Here is a 23546-nt window from a genome sequence, read left to right as displayed (position 1 = left end):
AGCGTCATAAATGATGCGAGGGATATCAGGAAGCTGATATCCCTTTTTTTTGGATATTGCCTTCAGGGGACGCTATTGCGGCGCGGCGTTTGCGTCGGCAGGCGGGTTCGGATTGGGTGAGGCAGGTACGGCCGAGGCGGGAGCGGCCGCCGGGTCGCTGGTGGGTGGCAAGTTAGGTCCACGCTTGATGTCTGCGTTGGCCATGTCGATCAGATCCTGCCCGATTCTGTCCGACCAGGCCTGGACAACACCGGCGCTCGCATTTTTGAATGCAGCCTTCTGTTCATTGGTCAAACGCGTGACCTGGACACCAGCTTTGCTCAGTTCACCCACCATGCTATCGACCGCCTGGCCGGCCGCCTGGGCAGTGGGAATCGGCGCTGTTTCGCTGATGGCCTGTTCGGCCGCTTCGCGCACCTGCTGCTGATCCGCGCGAGACCAGTTGTTCCACACGTTCTTGTTGACCGCAATAAAAATGGGGTCAGCTGGATAATCCCAGATCGTCAGGAATTTCTGGCCCATTTCATTGAATTTGAAACCGGTGTAAACAGAAAGCGGGTTGTCCTGCCCGTCAATGGCTTTTTTCTGCAACGCATCGGGCAGCCCGGTCAGGTTCATCTGCACCGGCTCCGCTCCCAGCGCCTTGAAAAAATCCATGAACTGCGGCAGGCCGATCACCCGGATCCGCATGCCCTTGAGATCGGCCGGCGCCTGCACCGGGCGCAGCGCGTTGCTCAACTGGCGGTAGCCCGAAGACCCCCACGCCAGCGGCACGATACCGGCTTTGTCCATATTCTCACGGATCACTTTACCGACATCGCCGCGGATAAGCGCGGCCGTGCCATTCATATCGGGGACAAAAAACGGCAAGGAGAAAATAGATAAGGCACGGAACTGGCTGGACCAGTTGCTTGCCGAGGCCACCGCCATATCGGCTACGCCCTGACGTACGGCAGTTGCCTCACGAGTCTGTTCGCCCTTGACCAGGGACGCGTTCGGGTACATGCGGATATTCACCCGGCCTTCGGTTTTTTCCATGACCAGTTCGCGCCAGCGCTTGGCGGCCCGCCCGATGGCGATGCGTTCATCGGACACAAAAGATAGCGAATACTCTGCCTTGTATCCTCCCGCGCTTTGTGCCTTGGCAACAGGAGCATGCAGCAGCAAAGCCGCTGCCGCACAGGCCCCGGGAAGAAATATCCTGCACAGTACCGCCGTTTTCATTCCGTGAATATCCGTTATGAGTGATTGATCGTACCTTACATGTTACTGGAATTGGTGCACGACAGTGATATTTTCACCTGCCTTGACGGTAATCACCCGGACATAACGCGGTAAATCTCCGTTTGTAATCATCACATTATAGGTACCCGGGGCCAGTTGCAGACTGCGAAACGGCGGACTGGCGCCGCGCGAACGACCGTTGATGAATACATTGCCCCAGGGGCGAATCACAAACGAGACTGTTCCCCTTGTCGAACTGCGGGTGCTGGCGCCGGCACTTCGTTCTGCCCGTGCCTCCGCAGCGCGCCGACGCTCACGCTCTTTTTTCAGACGCGCGTCTTCCTGCCGGGCCTTTTCCAGAGCGGCCTGCTCCCGCGCCTGTTGGGTGGCATCTTCTTCACGGGCCGCATCAGCGGCATTCAACTCAGTGGATTGGGCCGCGCTGGGCGCGGCAGGCGCATTACCTGCGGGTGCGTTGCTGTCGGCTCCGGCAGCGGCAGCGGCCATGGATCCTGTCGCCGATGCGGCCGCGCCCGTGGCGGCCTGATTGGTCGGCACTGCCGCTTCACCCGAAATAGCTGAATTCGGGGCCTGACCGGCAGGCGCACTGCTGTCGGCAGCGTCAGCGTTGGCCTGTTCCGCGAACGTGGTGGTGCGTCCTGATTCGGCGGACGGTGCCGGCGTTTGTGCTGGTGCAGAAGTGCCGGTAGCGTCAGGCGTGGTTGCGGTTGTAGTTGTAGTTGTGTTTGATGGTGCAGTTGAAGGGGCCTGCTGCTGGCTTTGGGCCGCCAGACGGGCTTCTTCTGCTTTGGTCGCCGCTTCGATGCGTTGCGCTTCCGCTTCGCGACGTGCCTGCTCGGCCGCTGCCTGTGCATTGGCAGCAGGATTGGCCGGATCCGCAGTCACGCCTGAACCTGTACCCTCTGCAGGCCGGTTCTCCTGCCCTGAGGTCGCAGGGGCGCTTTCCATACCCGGCATCGGGCTGGCACCTGTCGCCGAAGAAGCTGCACTTGTTTCAGCACCAGGTGTTACAGCGCCGGGTGTGCCTGCATCGGCCTGGGTACCGGATCCTGACTCAGCCTGAGCACCGTTGGCACTCGCGTCAGGGTTATCCATCGCGGGGGCCGCAACTGATGAGGCCTCGTTCTGACTTGTTGTGGGAGAAGACGATTCCGTACCCGCGCCCGTGGTCGACGGTGCAGCATCGCCGGCACTATTTGACGATGGTGCGCTTTGCGCTGAGCCTGTGGCATTGGTTGTCGCATCCGAAGACGGCGTAGCGCTGGTGTTCGCAGCTGTGTCGCTGCCCTGGTCCCCGGCATCCGCCGGTTTGTCGGCCGCCGTGCCTGCACCTGCCGGTGCTGCAGGCTGAGTGCTGTCAGCCGACACAGGTGCCGTGTTCTGTTCGGTATTTGATCCGCCAAAGCCGAAATACGCTCCAGCGGCCACGGCTGCCAGCACCACGGCAATCAGCAAGACGGGCGCACGTTTTTTGTCTTCCGGTGGCGTGGCAGGGACTCCCGCCTGACCATCAGAAGACGGCGGCGGTGATCCGCCTGTGCTCTGGTCGACAGGAACCGGAGGGCTGCTTTGTGCCGAGTCGGCCGAGGTAGCCGGTTGAGACTGGGCATCAGACGCAGCGGCAGTGTTTTTGCCGCCTGCTGGCACGGGCGCTGCCTGAGCCGGGTTGACTTGCCCTGCCCCTTGATGCGCGCCTGCGGCAACACCAGCCGCCGCTGCGGCGCCGGCGGCAGCCAGTCGGGCCCGTTCATGTTCATCCTGCCGCTGTTCGCTCGTCTGCTGAGACTGCGCGGCCCTGGCGGCGTCCGCTTTTTGCTGTTCTGCCCGCAACTGTGCTTGCCGTTCCGCTTCGACCCTGGCCTGTTGTTCTGCTCTGGCGGCCTCTGCTCTGGCGGTTTCGGCCCTAGCTGCTTCTGCTTTGGCTGCTTCTGCTTTGGCTGCTTCTGCTTTGGCTGCTTCTGCTTTGGCTGCTTCTGCTTTGGCTGCCTCTGCTCTGACTGCCTCTGCTCTGGCGGCTTCCGCCCTATCCGCCTCTGCCCTGGCTGCTTCCTCTTTGGCCGCGTCGGTTCGAGCCTGTTCCTGGCGGGCTTGTTCTGCCCGCGCCGCTTCCTCTTTTGCCGCGGCTTCCTGGCGGCGTACCTCTTCCTGTCGACGCGCTTCTTCATCATCCCTGCGCGCCTGTTCGGCCGCAGCCTGTTGCCCCCCTTGCGGCAGCTGCGTGGCAGCAGCAAACGCCGCACCCGCGCCCACAGCTGGGGCATGCGTTGCTGTACCTGCACCAGCAGGACCTGCGCTGGCGGCCGACAGCCCCATCATCGCAGCCATTTCGTCCACTGTCTGCAGACGCAACGCCGATTGCAATACGCAACTCAAATCCACGGCACGCAGGAACTGGCGCGAATAGCCAGCCGGTGCTGTCGCCGCCAGCGGCTCCTGAGTATCTTTCACGAACCGGCGTACGGGACTTTGTGGCGTCTGTCCGGTAATCAGTGTACGCAACAACGTACCCAGGCCGTAGACATCCGTCCAGGGCCCCACTCGCCAGGCGGCATCGTCCGTTTGCAACTCAATGGCAGCAAACGGCTCGGTGCCCGATACAATTGGCGCATTCTGTTTGACAAAGGGCTGTGCAATACCCGGCAGCAATTGGGCGCGACCGACCGGATCAAGAAAAACCGTTTGCGCGGACCAGACCGCGTAAATACGTTGCTGTGCGTGCAACGCCTTCAATTGGGGCAGCAGGTCCAGCACCAGGTCTTCCAGTTGGCCCTGCGTCACGGCCCCTTTGAACAGGCCGGATTGGTCCAGGGATTGCCAGGAGGGATCGGCGTTGCGGGTAAGATCCTGAATCGAAGTCGCCATGATGTTGTTTCCTATGCCGGGCTTGTCAAATGCATGAATCACATGCATTCATCGTTAAGAAGCTAGAGACTGAAGTTGGTATGCGTTACGAACAGCGAATTGAACAGCGTGATATTGAGCGCACCGCCATGCACCAGTGATTTCTGCGCTGCGCCGTTGGCCTGGTTGGTCCACCAATAACTATTATGCGCATCACTGTTAAAACACAGTGCAAGCTCCGGCCAGCGCGAATCGTTCTGGTCCAGTTTTTCCAGCGGCGGCGTGTCATGCCCGCCGTTCAGGATATCCAGAATATCGCTGCTGCCATCGTCGTCCGCCATTTGCGTCGAGGCACGGGTCAGCATCTGTGTCAGCGTGCCGCGGGCGCCCTGGATATTCTGCTCGAACTGCGCCGCCGAGCACCCATGGCCCACCGCCGCAAGCAGGCTGCGACCCAGGTGTTCATAGAACCGGCCGGAACCGGCCACCAGTTGTGCTTCGTACTGCGCTGGCGAGACCGACAATACCGATAGCAGAGGGTAAACACGCCCGACCCTGTCGCGGCTGGGCGCCAGGCACCCCATCTGCACCTGGCCGGACCCCAGTGATGCCGGAATCAGAAAATTCCAGATCGGTGCACTCAGGTATTCCTGCTCGGCCGACAGCAGCACCGACTCGTGCAAAGCCACCAGCCCCGAACTGATCCAGCGATGCCACCAGCCGATCAAATCCTGATTGAGACGGCGGTGGACAAAATCGCCGCTGGCAGGCATTTTTCCATACCAGCCCAGCGATTCGGAAAGTTGATCAATACTGATTTCGCCCATGTCCTAGCCCCTCCCCGGACATCTGAAGCTGCGCATATCGGACAGCCGGAACGGGCTCTTGGCCGAATAGGCGGCAAACTCCAGCGTAACGCGACGCCCGCCGATATTGAATGTGGCCACAGTAACCTCGGGCGAGCGGCCCTGGCGCTGGCTGGCGCGATCAAGCAGCCGGTTCAATGCCCACGGACCGGACGCCGAAATACCCGATGTTCCAATCTGCGGCTGCAGGTTGATACTGACTTGATTGCTGCCCTGTTTGCCGGGCCATTCCATGGTCACACCCACTTGCGGGCCATGAGCATAGGTCAGTGTCTGTCCATCGACCTCCATGGTCATCTGGGTGATTTCGGGATCCATATCAATCGGACGCACGGCCACTTTGAAAGACGGCTCCATCTTGCCTGCGGCAAAATACACATCACGAATCACAGCAGCCTTCTCGAAGGAATCCAGAAATTGCGCGACCCCGCCCTTGTTGCCATCAATGCCCGGTTTGAAGCGCCATTGGCCGCCACTCATATCCACCAGGCTGGCCAGGTTCTCACGGAAAAACTGATCCATCATTTGCTGGGGGCCGAAAAAGCGTGCAAAATCGTTGGGCGCCACGTCCCTGGACGAATTGCCGAACGGGTAGCGACCGGCAATCGAACGCCGGCAAAAATTACCCAGCACTGCATTGACGTCTTCGCCCACTTTTTCCTGACGCACGCCAGCGACCTGCCGCGAGGCGGTGACAGACAGGTCCGTCAGCACCCCGCCGACGGCCGGAGGCACGCGGCCGGACTCGGCCTGCAACTTGGTCAGGACATCGGCCGGCGGCAGCGGGCTCTGGCTGCGCAGGGCCGTATCGGCAGCCGTCAGATAGGTATACAGTTCATTGAGCAGGCCTGTGGTGCCTTCGATGGGCGGCGGCACGCCCTGCCCCGCGCTGCGGGCCAGTTCGCGATAGGATACAAAATGATTATCGACGATTTTTTCCAGCTTCTCTTCGGTCGCATCCCTGCGAATCGGATTATCGATACCTGTTGCGCCGAACATGGATTCGAGCGACTGGGCAGAACCGGTCACCCGTTCCCGCGCGCGATCGATCAGTGAACGCTGGTTCTGCTCATCCTCGCGCAGCAATGTGGTTTCCAGCGCCACCCCTTTTACAAACTTCACCAGTGGTGAATTCGATGAGGACAGGCTGCGCGCGATTTCTATGCTTTGCAGGAGCGTCTGCGGCTTGCGTACAGACACATCTGCCAGATAGTTGTCCCAATACTGGACGTAGTCGTCAAAGTATCTTTTTTTTACGTCTTCCAGCAACTTGCGGTTGCTGCCGTCCGCAAAACTGCCGGCCTTCACTTCCAGTACCCAGGTATCATCTTCACGCAACTGGGTCGCTACGTTTTCCACGTTCTTGCTGAACACATTCCAGTAGCCATTGTAGGTGTATAACCCAGGAATGCCTTCATTGAGCGGCTTGCCGCTTTTGCGAAAAAAAACCGTGGACGCTTCAGCCCCGCCCAGTGTAATGAACGTGCTTTGCGTCAGATTCTGCCCCGACAGCAAACGCAACATGCGACTGTAGACCCGTTCCGCAAGCGCGTGACGATCCAGCTGGCCGCGCACCCGCTCGATCAGGTTATCGTTTTTGGGGAAAGGAGAAGACACCACGCCATTATTGAACAGCCGATTGATATGCATCTTGAGCTGGTCATAATCCTGTGTGGTGTAGCCGGCAGGCAGAATTTTCTGCATATCCGACAGCACCCACGATTGCAGGAACGACGGATCATAATGGCCTGCGTCGTACATCATCAGATAGGCTCGCAGTGCCTCGTAGGAATACTCAAGATCATCGGGCGGGGCATTTTCCAGTGCATTCTCGATACGGCGCGACACCTGCGGCAGCAGCACCTGCTTGAGCGTCTCATCGTAAATACTGTTGGCCGCAGCCGCTATTTTGCTGCCCTGATACAGGCCAAATGTATTCCAGACCGGCGGGTCCCCGACCGGGAAGTCTTCCCCATCAGGCAAGGCGGTCGTGGCGTTCATAAACGGCACCAATCCCAATACATCGCCCGATTCCGTGATCTTGATATCCCGGCTCAACTGATTATAGTCCGGCAGCTTGTCACCCACGTAGCTCAGGTAATTGCGATTGTTCCGGTAACTGTTGAGCCACACCAGAAGGCATACGGCCAGGATCGCCGTCAGCAACACATAGCCGCTCCACTGAATGGTGCGATAGCGCCGCTCCCATTTCAGATTGAGCCCGGCCAGCGCCGCTTCCGGGAACACCACATCCTTGAGCAAATTGTGCAGAAAAAAGCTTTTGCCTGATTCCAGCGGCACCATGGACCCCTGATCCCGGATGCCTTCGATTTTCAGATATTTCTTGAGCTGCCCCGTGACCTTGTCAAAAGGCTGGCCGCCCTGCGTGCCGCTGGTGAAATAGATGCCACGCGGAATCACAACCGACTCAAACTTGGAACTGGAGAACACATCGCTCAGGAAATGACCCAGCACCTGGCGCAAGCCGGCAAACTGCTGCGGCAACAAATAGGCCAGCGCCCGCCGATTATCATCCGGCTCGGCCGCCAGCACGTCCGGCAACGCTTCATATAGCCGTGTCTGCAGCAGTTCGTACTCGGTGTCGTAGGCGTTCATCAGTTTGAAATCGGGCTGCTGCGCCTGTTCGTACGGGATCGTAAACCCCCAAACCTGATCCAGATCCTGGCGGGTGAAGCTGGCAAAATACTCTTCGAAACCCGACAGCAAATCGGTCTTGGTCACCAGCACATATACCGGAAACTGAATACCCAGCTCTTCGCGCAACTCCTGCAACCGTCGACGCAACACCGCGGCGTGGGCCACCCTTTCGGTATCGCTCGCGCTCAGCAGGTCCGCCACACTGATTGTCAGCATGACCCCGTTGATCGGCTGACGTCCGCGGTATTTGGTCAGCAGATTCAGAAAGCCCTTCCACTCCTGCTCATCGCCGGTCGGATCGCTTTCATGCGTGGTATAACGCCCTGCCGTATCCAGCAGCACGGCTTCGTCGGTGAACCACCAGTCACAGTTGCGGGTACCGCCGATCCCTTTGAGCGCCACCTTGCCGAAGCGGTCCGCCAGCGGGAAGTTCAATCCTGAATTGACCAGCGCCGTGGTTTTGCCCGAACCAGGCGCACCAATAAAAACATACCAGGGCAGCTGATACAGATACTGTTTGGAAAAGCGCGCCAGTGGCGATTTTGTTTCGCTGGCCTCAAAGCGCGAGTTGCGCAGCAGCGTGATGGCTTCATCAAAACGTTCGGACAAGACCTTCAGTTCGGCACGTTCCGCCTCGGGCAACTCCTTGAGTTCCGCTTCAGGCCGGGGCTTGCGCAACTGCCCCAGCAACTGGGCGTTGAGCCGTCCTTCGCGCCACTTGCGCCAGATAATCCGCAACAGCCAGATGGCCCAGATCGTGCCGATGACCCACAAGCGCACTTCCTGGGAATCGAGCAAATACAAATTATTGATCGACAGACTGGGGCCAACGGTCCAGATCAAAAATGAAATAACGAGCAGGCCAAGAAACACCCACAGGCCACGACTGAAAAGAAAGCTGAAGAAGCGACTGATCATGGGTTCGCCCCCCGCTCGGGCATGGCAGACGGATCAGGCGGCGCAGACGCGCCCGGCACCACAGGTGAAACAAGCAAGGTGATCTCCACGCGTCGATTGCGCGCTCTGTTTTCAGCGGTATCGTTTGGCGCGACCGGGTCGGCTTCGCCGCGCCCTTCCGCACGCACCCGGAACTTATCGGTCAGGCGGGCATCCAGCAGCTTTTTGACCGCATCGGCGCGCGCCTGGGACAGCTCCCAGTTGGACGGATATTTGATCGTTTTAATCGGCACATTGTCGCTGTATCCGGTCACCAGAATATTACCCTTGACGGCGTTCAAGGCATCGGCCACCCTCGACAGCACGGGCAGGTACTGCGAACGAATACCGTCGGCGCCCGACTCGAACAGCCCGTCGCCGCGCAGCACGATCACGCTGCGATCGGACTCATCACGCACGGTAAGCAGATTCTCACGAATTTCGGGCGCCAGAAACGGCGCAATCCGGTCTGTTTTGACCGGCTCCCGCCGGGTCTGCGGTGCGCTGATTTGCACCGTGGGCGGCTTGACCTTGATGACATCGGCAAACAACTTGTCCGAGCGGTCACCCAGGCTCCATTGCAGACCCAGAAAAGACAGAAAGCCCAGCGCAGCGGCCAGGACGGCGAAGACCCACAAGGGAATCGGCAGGCGTCGGACTTTGTTCAGGATAGGTGCATCCTGCCAGTGCGGAGAAAGCGCTGCTGCGTATTGGCCACGCGCGTTGCGCAGAATCAGCAGCAAGCGTTGGCGCAGGGTTTCCAGCTGCGAACGGCCGTTGTCCACCACGCGATAGCGGCCTTCGAAACCGAGCACCAGGCAGTAGTAAAGCAGTTCCAGCAAATCAATATGCTGGGCCGGGTTCTGCGACAGTTTGGCCAGCAACTGGAAGAATTTCTCACCCCCCCAGGTTTCGTTGTGAAAGGTCACCAGCAGGCTGTTGGCCGACCACATGCCGCCTCCGCCCCAGGGCGTGAGTGCAGCCGCCTCGTCCAATGCCGTGCACAGACAATAGCGCGCGCCCAGGATCGTCTCGTTGCGGATGCCCGCATGCTGCGCGCGCAATTCAAACTGGCGGATCTCATCGACCAGATGCTCACGCAGCTGGGTGGGCGATGGGTGCGAACGGGTATTGCGGATTTGCGGAATCAGCACCAGCAACGGATTGGCGGCGGCGACCAGGTTGTTGGATCCGCTGATGACGTAATCGTCGGGACGCAATTTGCCGGTTTCCGGTGCAGCACTGGCTGCTGCCCAGGGACCTACCGGTGTCCCCGCATAATTTTCTGCCATTTTTACTTATCCCGATCCTCTCTGACTGCCCAGAATTCCAGGGTCAGCCCCGGAAAGTCGCCGGCCAGGTGAAGCGCGAGCGCGCCGGTTCGCTCCAGTTGCGTCCACATATCGCCGGTTTTTTCCAGAGAAAAATAAATATGCCCCGCACTGTACGGCAACTGGCGCGGCACGTTGGTGACCGGCTTGAGGGACACGCCGGGCAACTGCAAATGCACCAGGTCACGAATACGCTCTACCGGCCCCAGCTTGACCTGTGCCGGAAAACGGGTACGCGTGAGCTCTGCCGGCATATCGGCATGAACCGCCAGAATAAAGTCGGCGGATTGCAGCAAATGTCTGTCGGTAATCTGCCCCACCTGCAGTCCCTGGCCCTTGTCATGCAGCGGGATGCGAATGGCCTGTTCTTCCAGAATCGTGGTCAGGGCGCGTCGCAACACCTGCATCAGCGGTTCAAAGCTCAGACGCAGATTATCGTGAACATAATCCGGGAACGATTCCATGCGCTTGCCGGTGCCCGTAAAGGTGGCCAGATCACTGGCCAGCATCAGAAAGTCATGAAAAATACGTTCCGGATGCAGATTGCCCATGGTCATCATATGCCACACGGCACCGCGATAGCGATTGATGGTTTCCAGTATCAGGAACTCGGACACCTCGGACACACCGCCACGGCCGGGCTGATTCAGACGGGTCGCCAGCAGTTCGCTGCGGGCATTCAGCAGACCGAACAGTTCTCTGACAAAACCGGTGAGAGCGAAGCTCACATGGCTGGACAACACCGGTGCAATGTAATTGAAGTCAAGCACGACCTTGTTGTCTGCACTGCGCTCGGTAATCCAGGCCAGCGGCATGCCGATCCATTCGTCGCCGAAATCCGATTCGAGCATCAGGCGAAAACGCAGTTTGCCCACCTGCACGACCGCCGTGCCCAGCGAGACTTCACAGGTGTCGACCACCTCTTCTTCAGTCACCGAGTATCGGGCCAGCGAGTCGGCCGTGTCTTCAAAGACCACATCTTCCGCACCCTCGCGAACGCGCGGGACGGCCAGGTACACCCGTTTATCGAGCGTACCGGCAGGCACTTCCAGCGCGTAGGGAGCCGATTCTCCGTCAAAACTGAATGGCGTACCGTCAGGAAACAGGCCTGTCGCCTTTTTCAGAGCGATCTTGCCCAAGCCCAGGGCATCGATATCAATATCCAGGTCATGAAACCCCCAGAACACACTTGAAATACTTTCAATGCGTACACGCAGATTGTGTTCCAGGAACCGTTCAAACTGCTGAAAATGATGAGGACGCAGAAACATGCCCTCGGACCAGACTACTTTATCTTTTATGCTCATAAAACAATCTGCGGTTTATTGTGGTTCTGTTTTATTGACACTGACAGCAGCCCGTTGCACATCGATGCGAATACGCTTTTCGTCGGGCGAGAACTGCCAGAATTTATAGAAATTGGTGGTTTCGGCTTCCGGCAAATCTACCACCAGACGCCACTGACTGTTATTCAAATCACGGTACGAGGCCACAATGCCCAGGGACTTGGCTTGCGTGCTACCCGAGGCCTTGATTTCTTCAGTCTCGCCCGGCTTGATAATGCGCGAATTGACTTCAAGCATCTGATCACCGAGTACCGCGCGCGGATCTTTCATCAGCGCAAAGTAATCGGCCGTATCAAACGCGTTGGTGGTTTTGAGCTCGTAGACCGTTACCTTCACAGGCGAGGCTTTGCCAGAGGCATTAGGGTTTACCTGGTTGTCGGCCTTGAGCTCGACCACATAGGGTACCGCCATTTTCGATTCGGTCGATGCGCATCCGGCCAGTACGCCTGCGGCGATCAGGCCCGTGGCGCTCAGTTTCATGATCTTGTTATAAATTAATGTCATTTTTCATGTCCTCATTCAATACCCTGAAAACGCATGGCCACCGGAATAAACACCCGGCATCGCTTGCGCCAGGAAGGTTTCTGCAGGCACGCTCCCGCTCCTTGCAATCGGCAGACCTGCATTGATTTCATGGTCCGGCGATAACCTCATTTGGGCACTTAATATGACAGACCAAAACACCAGACGCAAAAGCCTATACTCTTACTGAAATTGACTACGCTGTAGTTAAAATAAACAGTATTTTTCTAAAGTTACCTGTTTATTACATAATTTACATTTTCCAAGCAAATCACATTTGAATTAACATGTTATTGTCATTTGGACGTATTAACATTGTGAACACAAATGTGTTGTGCAAAAATCAGAGGAATGCGGTTTTTCGTACAACCGCAATATGGTGAACTGTCTGGACGCGTTATTCATCTCTGAAAACAGCATATGTCTTGCGCGTATCGGACAATATTAAAAACAGCATTATTAAATACTTCTATTACACAAACATGTCTCAATCCGAAAAAAACCGCGCTACCCGTCTGCTATCTCTGAGCGGAATGCTCGCCGCAGGCGTGCTGCTGTCCGCCTGCTCCCTGTGGAGCGATTCCGGTTCCACTACCCTGTCATCGGCCGACGAGGCCCAGATCCGGCCTGTCCGGGAAAGCTTTATGGCAGGTCAGTATCAGGCCGTGATCACCCAGGTCAACAATACGCCGGCCCTGACCAGCGGTTCAGTCGGATTACATACCACAGCGCTCAAGTACAAGGCCTTCAGCGAATGCCTGACCGAAGCCAAGCGCAGTTGCGCGAGTACCTTTGAGCATATTCTGACGCTCAACCCCAGCTTCACCCTGGTGCCTGCAGAAAAATCACATCCGTCATGGGGGCCGGTATTTGAGCGCGTTCAGGCAGAGCATCAACCCGCCAGCGCAGGCGGAAAAGCCAGCGGAGCCGGCACGAATCCAAGCGGCAGTATCACACCGATACGCCCCCTGACCCAATAGGCCTGCGCAATACGACAGGCGCGAAACCAGCGCCTGTCAAGGAGCAGAACCCATTATGAAACTGATCGTTCAACATCAGCACACCCCCGCGAGCTTCACCTGTCAGTTGCAGGCGCCCGGCGGCACAATCGGCCGTGGCGAACAGAATGATCTGAATCTTCCCGATGACTCGGGAGAACTGAGCAGTCTGCAAGCCATTATCCGCATCGATGAAAACCGCAAGAGCGCCACGCTGCTGAATATGAGCAGCATGGGACGCGTGGCTGTCAATAACACGCCACTGGGCCTGTCACAGGAAACACCCGTTAACGAAGGCGATCGCATCGAAGTCTGCGACTACCTGATTGTCGTAGACAAACCGCAAGCGGCGACGACCGACACGCTTGACAGCACAGCCCTGAGCGCCACGCCTTACGACACTGCTGCGTTTACCGCAACGGCGGCAGGGGCTGCCATCTTAGGCAGCTCAGCTGCGCCCGCGAGCGTGACGCGCGAGCCGTCGGCCGGCGCGACAGCGGACCCCTCGCAACTGCCTTCCTGGCATCCGGCCTACCAGCCTGCAGGGCCCTCTTCTTTGGCAACGACCGAACAAGCCGATCCTTATCCGCAAGAGCATCCTTTAGGCACGCCGATCAATCGGATGCCCCCCGCCGCACCGGCCGTCAGCACAACGGTTGCACCCATGCCGGGCACAGAGGCCGCCAGACCCATTGAACAAAACAGTGCGCCGGCGTCTCAACCCCAGGAAGCAGCGCCCGCGGCTCCCCCCGAGCCCCCCGCTCCCGCAGAAGATCCGGACGACATTTTCAAGGACCTGCTCAGCGGCCCGGGCGTACTACCTGTCGGCGGCACCACCGCCGATGACCGGCATCCGTTTGATATGGAGTCGGCCACCAATCGCAATCATCATAATCCGGTGGAACTGCTGCGGCCCGAAGGCTTGCATCATCCTTCGATTGACGGCGATCCGCTGCAGGCACTGCCCACCGATGGCGCGGAAAAAGACCGCCAGACCATTTTTACAGACGATAGTCCGACAACCCTGCGCAGCGATACGGCGCTGGACAGCCATAAGGAAGACAATATTCTTGACACCCTGCATCGTGCCGTACACGCGGGGTATAAGGATAAGAACAAGTAGAAAAACATATGCCCGCTACAGGAGCGGGCATATGTGCAGGACACAGATCCATTTCAACTGAAATAATCAGGCGTACTCATAAACAAATTCGCCGTCCTGCGCGTCCAGCGATAAACGGCTCAGCGGCCGACCTTCAATGGTGCTTTTGAGAATTTCCTGGCTGACGTTCGGCAGCACGGTGTTGGTCAGAATCGCATCTACCATTCGCCCTCCCGACTCCACTTCAGTGCAACGGGCCACGATCTGCGCAATGGCGCCGTCGGTCACGTCCAGATCAATATTGTGATTCTGCTTCAGACGTGTCCTGATCCGCTCCAACTGCAGGCGCACAATTGTGCCCAGCATTTCGTCGGAAAGCGGCAAGTAGGGCACGACAACCAGCCGGCCCAGCAGCGCTGCGGGGAATACGCCGAGCAAGGGTTCACGCAACGCCCCCGCCAGCCCGTCCGCATCCGGCATCAGATCGGGATCCTTGCACAGGTCTACGATGCGATCGGTGCCGACATTGGACGTGAGAATGATGACCGTATTTTTGAAGTCGATATAGCGCCCTTCGCCGTCTTCCATCCAGCCTTTATCGAAAACCTGAAAGAAAATCTCGTGCACGTCAGAATGCGCCTTTTCCACTTCATCCAGCAGCACCACGCTATAAGGACGACGCCTGACCGCCTCGGTCAGCACCCCGCCCTCTCCGTAACCGACATAGCCGGGCGGTGCACCCTTCAGGGTCGATACGGTATGCGCTTCCTGAAACTCACTCATGTTAATGGAGATCAGATTCTGTTCGCCGCCATAAAGCATCTCGGCCAGCGCCAGTGCGGTCTCGGTCTTGCCCACGCCACTGGGTCCGCAAAGCAAAAAGACCCCTACCGGCTTATTGGGATCGGTCAGGCGTGCACGGGACGTCTGGATGCGGCGGGTGATCGTATCCAGACCATCGCGCTGACCAATCACGCGTTTCTCCAGCGAATCGGACAATTGCAGGACGGAACTGGCCTCATCCTTAACCATGCGTCCGACCGGAATGCCGGTCCAGTCTGCCACCACGGCAGCCACGGCATTGGCATCGACTGACGGAAAAATCAGCGGAGCCTCGCCCTGCTGGGTTTCCAGTTGCTGCTGCACGTCCCTGAGTTCCGCCAGCGTCTGGCTGCGCAGTTCGTCGCTTGTGTCTTCTTCCCGCAAAATCTGGCGCAATTCGAACAGTTTTTTTGCCAGCGTCTGCTCGGTTTGCCAGCTCTGCTCCAGGCCTTCAAGCTGCGTTCGCGCCAATTCAAGATCGCGGTCGATACCGGCAATACGTTCTTCACTGCCCACGCCCACCTGCCACTCGCGCCGGGCAATATCGCGCTCGATCTGCAAATGTTCAATACGACGTCGTGTATCTTCAACGGCCGGCGGCTGCGCATGCTGGCTGACCGCAACGCGCGCGCAGGCCGTATCCAGCAACGCGACCGCCTTGTCGGGCAATTGGCGTGCCGGGATATAGCGATGCGATAATCGTACGGCGGCATCGATCGCCTCATCCAGCAGCAGGACCTGATGGTGGGATTCCAGCCGGCCGGCAAGACCACGCAACATGATCAGCGCCTTGGCCTCAGCAGGTTCATGCACCTGCACTACCTGAAAGCGGCGAGTCAGGGCCGGATCCTTTTCAATATATTTTTTATACTCGGCCCAGGTCGTGGCACCGATCGTGCGCAACTGCCCCCGCGCCAGCGCAGGCTTGAGCAGATTGGCGGCATCGCCGGTTCCCGCCGCGCCGCCTGCGCCGATCAGCGTATGAATTTCATCGATAAACAGCACGATCGGCTTTTCGCTGGCCTGCACCTCATCAATGACCTGGCGCAGACGCGATTCAAACTCGCCTTTCATGCTGGCGCCGGCAGATAACAACCCGATATCCAGCAGATAAAGCGACACGTCGCGCAGTGAAGGTGGTACATCACCGCTGGCCAGCCGAATGGCCAGCCCTTCGACAACCGCCGTTTTGCCTACGCCGGCCTCGCCGGTGAGCAAAGGATTATTCTGGCGACGACGCATCAGGATATCGACAATCTGGCGTATTTCCTCGTCGCGGCCGGACACCGGGTCAATTTCATTATTGCGCGCACGCGCTGTCATATCCACGGCGTACTGGGCCAGCGCCGATTTGCCACCCGCAGCGGCAACGGGCGCTACGCCCCCTTCGGACAAGGCCGCACTGTCCTGCTGCTCGACCGAGTCTTTGACAATGGCCGACAGATTGTCCGCCAGAACATCCGGCGTGATTTTTTTAAATTCAGTTGAAATACCATAAAGCACATTGCGCAGGGAATGCGTCTTCAGGATCCCCAGAATCAGATGACCGCTGCGGATGCGCGCCTCGCCATACTTGAGCGAACCATACACCCAGGCTCTTTCCGTCGCGTTATCCAGATGTTCGGACAGATCAGACACGGAACTGGCGCCGCGCGGCAATTCGTCCAGCGAAGCCACAATACCGCGCTCAAGCTGATCAGTATTCACTTCGAAATAGCGGATAATTTTTTGCAGATCACTGTCATGCTCATGCATGATCTGATGCAGCCAGTGGACCAGTTCCACATGCGGGTTGCCGCGAAGTTTACAAAATGCCGTTGCGCCTTCCAGTGCGCGGTACAACAGCGTGTCGAGTTTGCCAAATAGATCGCTGCGATTAATTTCAGACATAGTTGTTTATTGTGCTTGCTGTCATTCAGTAAATAGAAAAGCGTAACTCAAAAATGTGACCCGCCCGTGAAAGAATGAACTGTATGTTACGTGTATCCTTCACGGATTTCGAATCATAAAGTTTTGCCAAATGTAAAACAGCCGGCAATAGCCCGTCCCTGCACGCTTTCAGGTACACTGAACTGATTGCAAGCTTGCGGTCATTTCTTTAAGATATATTACGACTCCCTGGATTAACACCACTATCGCATGGACAACCCTTCGGATACCGCCAGCCCTGCCGATACCTCAGCGTCGCTTCGCAAGCTGCCGCCCGACTTCTGGCAGCAACTTGAAGCAGACCCCTATCGTTATGGCCTGTATCATGTGCTGCGCTGGCTCGATGCGCGCAGCAACACCCGACGGCCGCTGGGTCGTGATTCGCTGCCTTCGCGGGAGCCCGTGCGCCTGCGCCAGGAACCCTCCATGGCGTTTGCACCCTCCACCATTTGCGAGGTCGATCGTGATCAGGACGGGCCACCTGTCGTTTCGATCCTGAGCTACGGCCTGTTCGGCCCCAATGGCCCGTTGCCACTGCACCTGACCGAATATGTACGCGAGCGGATCGTGCACCACCGCGACCATACGCTCTCGGCCTTCGCCGACATTTTTCATCATCGCCTGATTGCCCTGTTCTACCGGGCCTGGGCCGATGCGCAAAGTACGGTCAGCCTGGATCGTCCTGAAGAAAATTTCAGTCGCCATATCGCCAGCCTCATCAACCAGGGGCATGAATCCCTGAAAGAGCGCGACTCCATCATGGATCACGCCAAATATTTCTTTGCCGGCCATCTGGTGCGCCAGACGCGCAATCCGGAAGGCATTATTCAAATCCTGAAGACCTTCTTCAACATTCAGGTCAGCCTGAAAGAATTTGTGCCGCAATGGATCGCCCTGCATCCTTCGCAGCAACTGGGCCTGAACGGCAGCATGGGACTGGGACAGGATACGATCCTGGGCAGTTCGGTGCGCGATGCGCAGCATAAGTTCCGCCTGTCACTGGGTCCCCTGACCCGCCAGCAATTCGATGAGTTCATGCCCGGCACGCGCAAGGCAAAGCAACTGACGCATTGGCTGCGACATTATGTAGGCATCGAATTGAACTGGGATGCCATCCTTGTTCTGAAGAAAGACGATGTCAAAGGCATTCGTCTCGGACAGAAAGCGCCGCTGGGCCTGGGTTCGTGGATGGGCAACCGGCCCGAAGCGGCCGGCGATGCGCACGACCTCATTATTGATTACGAACTGCGGGAACGCTTATAGCCACCCATGCGCCACCATGCCGGGCATCTGACCGACATCGGCGCAGTTCGGACGAATCCGCGCACGTTGACAGCAAAAAAGCAGCATTTGGTCGCAGAAAGCAGCAACGCAAAGGCCTGACAACAGGTTAACCCTTAATCAAAATCAAGTTTATTGAAAATAATATATACGTAGAATCATAAAGTTAACCGCAAAATATAAGAGTTAACCCTTATGTTCACGGCTTTGGCTTTTGCCGTAAAATCCAACACTTTCAACCAACACAAGGGACGAGGATGAGCGGCATCAATCCAATGATTATTACGTTCGCCATATATCTGATTGTCGTTCTGGCAGTCGGGTTTATCGCCTATTTTTCAACGCGCAACTTTGACGACTACATCCTGGGCGGACGCAGCCTGGGCAGTTTTGTGACGGCGCTGTCTGCCGGTGCTTCCGATATGTCAGGCTGGCTGCTGATGGGCCTGCCCGGCGCCATTTACCTGGCTGGCCTGTCCGAAGCCTGGATTGCCATCGGCCTGACCGTTGGCGCATACTTCAACTGGCTGCTGGTCTCGGGTCGTTTGCGCATGCACACCGAGTACAACAATAATGCCCTGACGCTGCCCGAATATTTTCACCATCGCTTTGGTGCGGGCAATGTGATTATCAAAATCGCTGCCGCCGCCATTATTCTGTTTTTCTTCACCATATACTGCGCATCAGGCATCGTAGCGGGTGCCCGCCTGTTCGAAAGCCTGTTCCAGGTCGATTACGTGACCGCCATGTGGCTGGGCGCGGGTGCCACCATTATCTATACATTTATCGGCGGCTTCCTGGCCGTCAGCTGGACCGACACGATCCAGGCCTCCCTCATGTTCTTCGCCCTGATTCTGACGCCGATCATGGTCCTGCTTGGACTGGGCGATCTGTCGGCAGTGACAGCAACCATTGACCAGGCCGCAGAAACCATTGGCAAGAACTATTCCAGCCTGATCTCAGGCACCAGCTTCATTGCCATTGTGAGTGCGGCAGCATGGGGACTGGGTTACTTCGGTCAGCCTCATATCCTGGCCCGTTTCATGGCCGCCGATTCGGTCAAAAGCCTGAAAAAGGCGCGGCGTATCGGCATGACATGGATGATTCTGTGTCTGGCTGGAGCAGTCGCCGTGGGCTATTTCGGCATTGCATGGTTCCAGATGAACCCCGGTCAGGCCGGCGAAGTGACCAAAAACAGCGAGCGCATCTTCATCGAGCTGGCGCAAATTCTATTCAACCCCTGGGTGGCCGGTGTGATTCTGTCTGCCATTCTGGCTGCCGTCATGAGTACCTTGAGTTGCCAGTTGCTGGTCTGCTCCAGCGCCATTACAGAGGATTTCTATAAAGGCTTTATCCGTCCGCACGCCGCTCAAAAAGAGCTGGTGTGGATCGGCCGCCTCATGGTGCTGCTGATTGCGCTGCTGGCCATGTGGATTGCCTCCGATCCGGAAAGCCGTGTACTGGGTCTGGTTGCCTATGCTTGGGCCGGCTTTGGCGCCGCCTTCGGACCGGTCATTATCCTGTCTGTCTTCTGGCGTCGCATGAATGCCGCCGGTGCACTGGCCGGCATGGTGGCTGGCGCGCTGGTTGTTGTCTTGTGGAAGCAATACAGTGGCAGCGCACTCTATGAAATCGTTCCTGGCTTTATTGTCGGCCTGATCGTCATTGTCGTGGTCTCTCTTATGACAAAAGCCCCTTCACAGGCCGTCGTCGAGAACTTCGAACGCGCCGATCGCGACTTCAAGAACGCCGTGTAATCGACATTGTTTGATGGCATATCCGTCCCGCGGGCGGATTTTCCAGGAAAACACCAACGCTTCGGCCCGATCAGGGACCGGAGCGTTTTTTATTTCAGCCACAGCCAATGTGCCCGCCGCATGACAAATGCAATCCCTTGAACCCCAAAAAGGCCGCGACCACCCCAATCCCGGCCCCCAACGTGCACTTTATGCAACATGGCCGGACTCTGGCGACGAATCCTGTCGGCAGACAGCGTCTCAACCCCTACAATCGGATATACATGTTACATATTTGAATCTTTTCTCAAGGGTACGCTTTGAAAGTCCGCCAGCCGCTTCCTCCCCTGAACAGCCTGAAAGCCTTCGAAGCCACGGCGCGTCTCAAATCCATGGCGCTGGCTGCCAAAGAGCTGCATGTCACGCCGTCTGCGGTAAGCCAGCAGATCAAGCAACTGGAGCATCATTTGGGGCAGCGTGTGATTACCCAGTCGCGCAGCGGCATTGTACTCACCGCCTACGGGCGCGATGCGCTGCCCAAATTATCACAGGCCTTCGATTTACTGGCGGGCTCTTTTCATCATCCTCGCGATCCGTTCCTGGTGCGCATCAGCGTACTGCCCTCTTTTGCGCGCTTCTGGCTCAATCCCCGCTTACGCGGATTCTTTCGCCAGCACCCCACCATCAGACTGGACATCAACAGTTCGCCCTCTCTCATCGACTTTACCTTCGACGACCTGGATCTGGCGATTCGATATGGCAAAGGGCAATATGAAACCCCGCTGTGCGACAACCTGATGAAAGAAGCACATCAGGCCGTGTGCACACCGCGCCAACTGCCGGCATGGGCGCCGCTGGTCGAATCGGGCGACTTTTCACGCCTGCCGTTGATCGGAGACCGGGGCATGCTGGGCGGAGACGACCAGGATGTGACCTGGCGCGAATGGATCCATGCCAAGACACCGGAAGCAATGGTGCCTGACTACCGCATCACCTACACCGATTCCGGACTGGCGGTCGATGCCGCACTGGCCCATCAGGGCATGCTGCTGGGCAGGCACGTGCTGCTCGATACGCTACTGAAGGAACAGAAACTCGTACCCCTGGACCCGCTCACCCTGCGTTCCGAACTGGGCTACTATTTACTGGGGCCTTCGCTGGCCGGTCTGTCTGAAGGGGCTCAGAAATTTCGCCAGTGGCTGTTGCAGGAAGCCGCGAGCTATCACATTCAGCATCACACGCAAGCGCCCGGTTTTTCAGAGCGATAGAGGCGCGCTCAAGGGTCGCTGCGTGCCGCTGCGGGTGACTTCAATGTCTGGGGCCGCGTTGCGTCGGGCTTGCCATTGCGTGTATTGGCCACGCCCGCACCCAGAATCATCAGTATCCCCAGCCACTGCCAGCCGCCCAGCTCATGACCGAACGCAAAATAGTCCGCTATCACAGCGACCACTGGGTAGACATACGACAGGATCGCAATCCGTCCTACCGGCAAAGACTGATACGCAGAGTAGATCAGGATATACATCAGGAACGTATGAAAAACGCCCATGACCAGCACGCATACCCATTCCACCGAGGTTTGCGGCAGCTGGTCAAATGCCATGATGGGCGCCAGAAATACCAGGCCGGTACCCAACTGACACATCGCGACCACATGGGGCTTGATGCCCGTGAGTTTTTTGGTGGTCACGGTCAGCCCCGAATATAGAAGCGCGGCCAGCAGGGCAAAACCGGCACCCTGCAGAAAGAGCATATCCACATGAATGCCGGTAAGCGCGGGCATCACAATCAGCACGACGCCGCCAAATGCCAGGGTAGTCAGTAATACTTGTCTGGCGGTGATTCGTTCTCCAAACATCAAGGGCCCGGCCAGCAGCAGAAAAAAAGGTTGTGTATTGTAGATCACCGTTCCGACACCAATGCCGGCATGCGCATAAGAGGCGAACAGTGCCGCCCAGTTCAGCACCAGCACCACACCGCTGGCAGCCAGCAACAGCCATTGCAGTCGTGATATATGCGAGAGTTTCAGATAACCCCTGGCAAAACAGAACAGCAACAGGCAGACCCCACCAACAAGGCAACGCCAGAATCCCACATTGAACGGATTCTGGCCTGACCAGACAACAAATAAGCCGATGGTGCCCGACATCGCCATCCCCACGATCAGTTGTAACTGCGCCGTATTCTCATTTTTTGTACTGTCTGTCATCTCAATCTTCCCGAAGGTCTGTTACTCGCGGCCGGACTCGTCTGCGTCATCAAAAAAGAGCATCACCGCAGAACTGCGCTCATTGTGAAGAACCCGCACAGTGCTGACAAGCGACTTTTTCTTAAGGGTGTTTATATTTTCTGTGCCAACCGCCAGCCCACAACAACCCACGATCATACCGACAAGTGGCCGGATGCGCGCACTGGCAAGACTTTGATGGCAATGGCAGTTGCAATATTCAGTTATTTTTAAGATACAATCGCCCCACAGAAGTCTCTTTCCCTTTCTTTTCACGAAACGATTGAATTAGGACATATCAAATGTATCTGGTCGTCATTCTTGCCGTACTGATCGCGCTGATCGTACTGGCCACTACCAAGCTCAAACTCCATCCGTTTCTGGCGCTGCTGGCCGCGGCCTTTATCGGCGGCTTTATGTATCAGGTGCCGCTGCTGGATATCGTCAAGCACATCACCACCGGCTTCGGTGGCATCATGGGCAGTATCGGTATCGTGATTGTACTGGGCACAATTATCGGCGTCATTCTGGAGAAAACCGGCGCAGCCATTACCATGGCCGACAGCATTATCAAGCTGTTGGGCAACCGCTTTCCCACACTGACCATGTCGGTGATCGGGTATCTGGTCTCCATCCCTGTGTTTTGTGATTCGGGCTATGTCATTCTGAATTCACTGAAAGAAGCCATTGCCAAACGCATGAATGTCTCGCTGATTGCCATGAGCGTCGCGCTGGCAACAGGTCTGTACGCTACTCACACTTTTGTGCCGCCCACGCCCGGCCCCATCGCGGCCGCCGGCAACCTCGGACTGGGCGACAATCTGGGGCTGGTCATTCTGGTGGGTCTGGTTGTCTCCGCGGTGACGGCCTTGGCAGGTTTGCTATGGGCCAATATTTTCCTGAAAAAGGACATTGAACTGGAAGCGCCCGTGGTCGCCAGCGGCCCAAACCAGGGCCTGATGAAAACCCGGGAAGAATACGGTGTACTGCCCAGCGCCACGCAGGCGTTCACCCCGATTTTTCTGCCCATCATCCTGATCTGTATCGGTTCGGTGGTTGCGTTTCCCAGCAAGCCGTTTGGCGAAGGCACCTTTGCCAACGTTCTGCTCTTTCTGGGGCACCCTGTCGTTGCCCTGCTCGCCGGCATGATCTCTGCCATGTTTCTGCTCAAAGGCGATGGCAAGCGCCAGCAGTTTCATGATTATGTCGCCGAAGGCCTGACCAGCGCCGCGCCCATTTTGCTGATTACCGGTGCAGGCGGCGCATTTGGCGCCATTCTGAAAGTCACTCCGCTGGGCGACTATATTGGTACGACGCTGTCAGCCATGGGCATTGGCCTCTTCATGCCGTTTATCGTATCCGCAGCACTGAAAACCGCCCAGGGCTCGACAACCGTCGCGCTGGTGACCACATCCGCCCTGGTGGCACCGATGTTGGGTCAGCTTGGCCTGGACAGTGAGATGGGACGCGTATTGACCGTAATGGCCATTGGCGCAGGCGGCATGACCGTCTCTCACGCCAACGACAGCTTCTTCTGGGTGGTCACCCAGTTCAGTCGCATGCGCGTGTCAACGGCATATTACGCCCAGACTGTCGCCACGCTGATTCAGGGCGTGGTGGGCATGGCAACGGTGTGGTTGCTGAGTCTTATTCTGCTTTAAACAAAAAAGCTGACTGCACGCCAGTGCACTTTCACCCAAATTCAA

Annotated in this window: 15 protein-coding genes; 6 read left to right on the top strand and 9 right to left on the bottom strand. The window is 57.4% G+C overall.

The genetic code is table 11. From position 1 onward, the window contains the following. Nucleotides 1-72 precede the first annotated feature (72 nt). From dctP to tssJ, 7 genes are all read right to left on the bottom strand, one after another. Entirely contained in the window at nucleotides 73-1224 is a 1152-nt protein-coding gene (gene dctP / locus W822_RS33920; RefSeq protein ID WP_024005088.1) for a TRAP transporter substrate-binding protein DctP, read from the bottom strand. A gap of 42 nt (nucleotides 1225-1266) precedes the next feature. Beyond that, on the bottom strand, nucleotides 1267-4107 hold the full coding sequence (locus tag W822_RS45840) for a protein kinase family protein (RefSeq protein ID WP_024005087.1): 2841 nt from the start codon (nucleotides 4105-4107) through the stop codon (nucleotides 1267-1269). Nucleotides 4108-4169: 62 nt separating this feature from the next. After that, on the bottom strand, nucleotides 4170-4913 hold the full coding sequence (gene tagF, locus W822_RS33915) for a type VI secretion system-associated protein TagF (RefSeq protein ID WP_031242650.1): 744 nt from the start codon (nucleotides 4911-4913) through the stop codon (nucleotides 4170-4172). A gap of 3 nt (nucleotides 4914-4916) precedes the next feature. Further along, nucleotides 4917-8528: a type VI secretion system membrane subunit TssM gene (gene tssM / locus W822_RS33910; RefSeq protein ID WP_024005085.1), complete on the bottom strand. Its 3612-nt coding sequence runs from the start codon at nucleotides 8526-8528 to the stop codon at nucleotides 4917-4919. Next, a complete protein-coding gene (locus W822_RS33905) occupies nucleotides 8525-9838 on the bottom strand; it encodes a DotU family type VI secretion system protein (protein ID WP_024005084.1) in 1314 nt (437 codons plus the stop codon). The genes tssM and W822_RS33905 overlap by 4 nt, the downstream gene beginning before the upstream one ends. A 2-nt stretch (nucleotides 9839-9840) precedes the next feature. Further along, complete coding sequence (gene tssK, locus W822_RS33900; protein ID WP_024005083.1) at nucleotides 9841-11184, bottom strand: type VI secretion system baseplate subunit TssK; 1344 nt, start codon at nucleotides 11182-11184, stop codon at nucleotides 9841-9843. Nucleotides 11185-11199: 15 nt separating this feature from the next. After that, on the bottom strand, nucleotides 11200-11727 hold the full coding sequence (gene tssJ / locus W822_RS33895) for a type VI secretion system lipoprotein TssJ (protein WP_024005082.1): 528 nt from the start codon (nucleotides 11725-11727) through the stop codon (nucleotides 11200-11202). 500 nt (nucleotides 11728-12227) lie between these two features. Here tssJ and W822_RS45835 point away from each other — a divergent pair, with 500 nt between their 5' ends. Then, nucleotides 12228-12725 carry a TssQ family T6SS-associated lipoprotein gene (locus tag W822_RS45835; RefSeq protein ID WP_155848101.1) on the top strand — a complete coding sequence of 166 codons (498 nt, stop codon included), beginning with the start codon at nucleotides 12228-12230 and terminating at the stop codon, nucleotides 12723-12725. Nucleotides 12726-12780: 55 nt separating this feature from the next. Next, nucleotides 12781-13866: an FHA domain-containing protein gene (locus W822_RS33890; protein WP_024005080.1), complete on the top strand. Its 1086-nt coding sequence runs from the start codon at nucleotides 12781-12783 to the stop codon at nucleotides 13864-13866. 66 nt (nucleotides 13867-13932) lie between these two features. Here W822_RS33890 and tssH read toward each other — a convergent pair whose 3' ends face one another. Further along, nucleotides 13933-16557 carry a type VI secretion system ATPase TssH gene (tssH, locus tag W822_RS33885; protein WP_024005079.1) on the bottom strand — a complete coding sequence of 875 codons (2625 nt, stop codon included), beginning with the start codon at nucleotides 16555-16557 and terminating at the stop codon, nucleotides 13933-13935. A 249-nt stretch (nucleotides 16558-16806) separates the two neighbouring features. Between tssH and tssG the strand changes: the two genes are divergently transcribed. The 3 genes from tssG to W822_RS45830 all read left to right on the top strand — a co-directional run bounded on the left by tssG (nucleotide 16807) and on the right by W822_RS45830 (nucleotide 20881). Then, the gene (tssG, locus tag W822_RS33880; protein WP_024005078.1) at nucleotides 16807-17859 is read left to right on the top strand and encodes a type VI secretion system baseplate subunit TssG; all 1053 of its coding nucleotides are present in this window, start codon (nucleotides 16807-16809) and stop codon (nucleotides 17857-17859) included. A 275-nt stretch (nucleotides 17860-18134) separates the two neighbouring features. Beyond that, nucleotides 18135-19634: a sodium/proline symporter PutP gene (gene putP, locus W822_RS33875; protein ID WP_031242645.1), complete on the top strand. Its 1500-nt coding sequence runs from the start codon at nucleotides 18135-18137 to the stop codon at nucleotides 19632-19634. A gap of 299 nt (nucleotides 19635-19933) precedes the next feature. Then, complete coding sequence (locus W822_RS45830) at nucleotides 19934-20881, top strand: LysR family transcriptional regulator (RefSeq protein WP_024005075.1); 948 nt, start codon at nucleotides 19934-19936, stop codon at nucleotides 20879-20881. Between the two features lie 8 nt (nucleotides 20882-20889). Here W822_RS45830 and W822_RS33870 read toward each other — a convergent pair whose 3' ends face one another. Further along, nucleotides 20890-21822, bottom strand: a complete 933-nt coding sequence (locus W822_RS33870; RefSeq protein WP_024005074.1) for a DMT family transporter — start codon at nucleotides 21820-21822, stop codon at nucleotides 20890-20892. Nucleotides 21823-22142: 320 nt separating this feature from the next. On the opposite strand from W822_RS33870, the gene W822_RS33865 reads away from it, so the two are divergent. Beyond that, nucleotides 22143-23501 (top strand): GntP family permease, encoded by a 1359-nt coding sequence (locus W822_RS33865; protein ID WP_024005073.1) that lies wholly within the window; start codon nucleotides 22143-22145, stop codon nucleotides 23499-23501. Nucleotides 23502-23546: the final 45 nt, after the last annotated feature.

Origin of the sequence: Advenella kashmirensis W13003 (assembly GCF_000506985.1) — a bacterium.
GTDB lineage: Bacteria > Pseudomonadota > Gammaproteobacteria > Burkholderiales > Burkholderiaceae_B > Advenella > Advenella kashmirensis_A.
The sequence above is the reverse complement of the archived record's forward strand: the minus strand, read 5'-3'. Positions and strand labels throughout refer to the sequence as shown.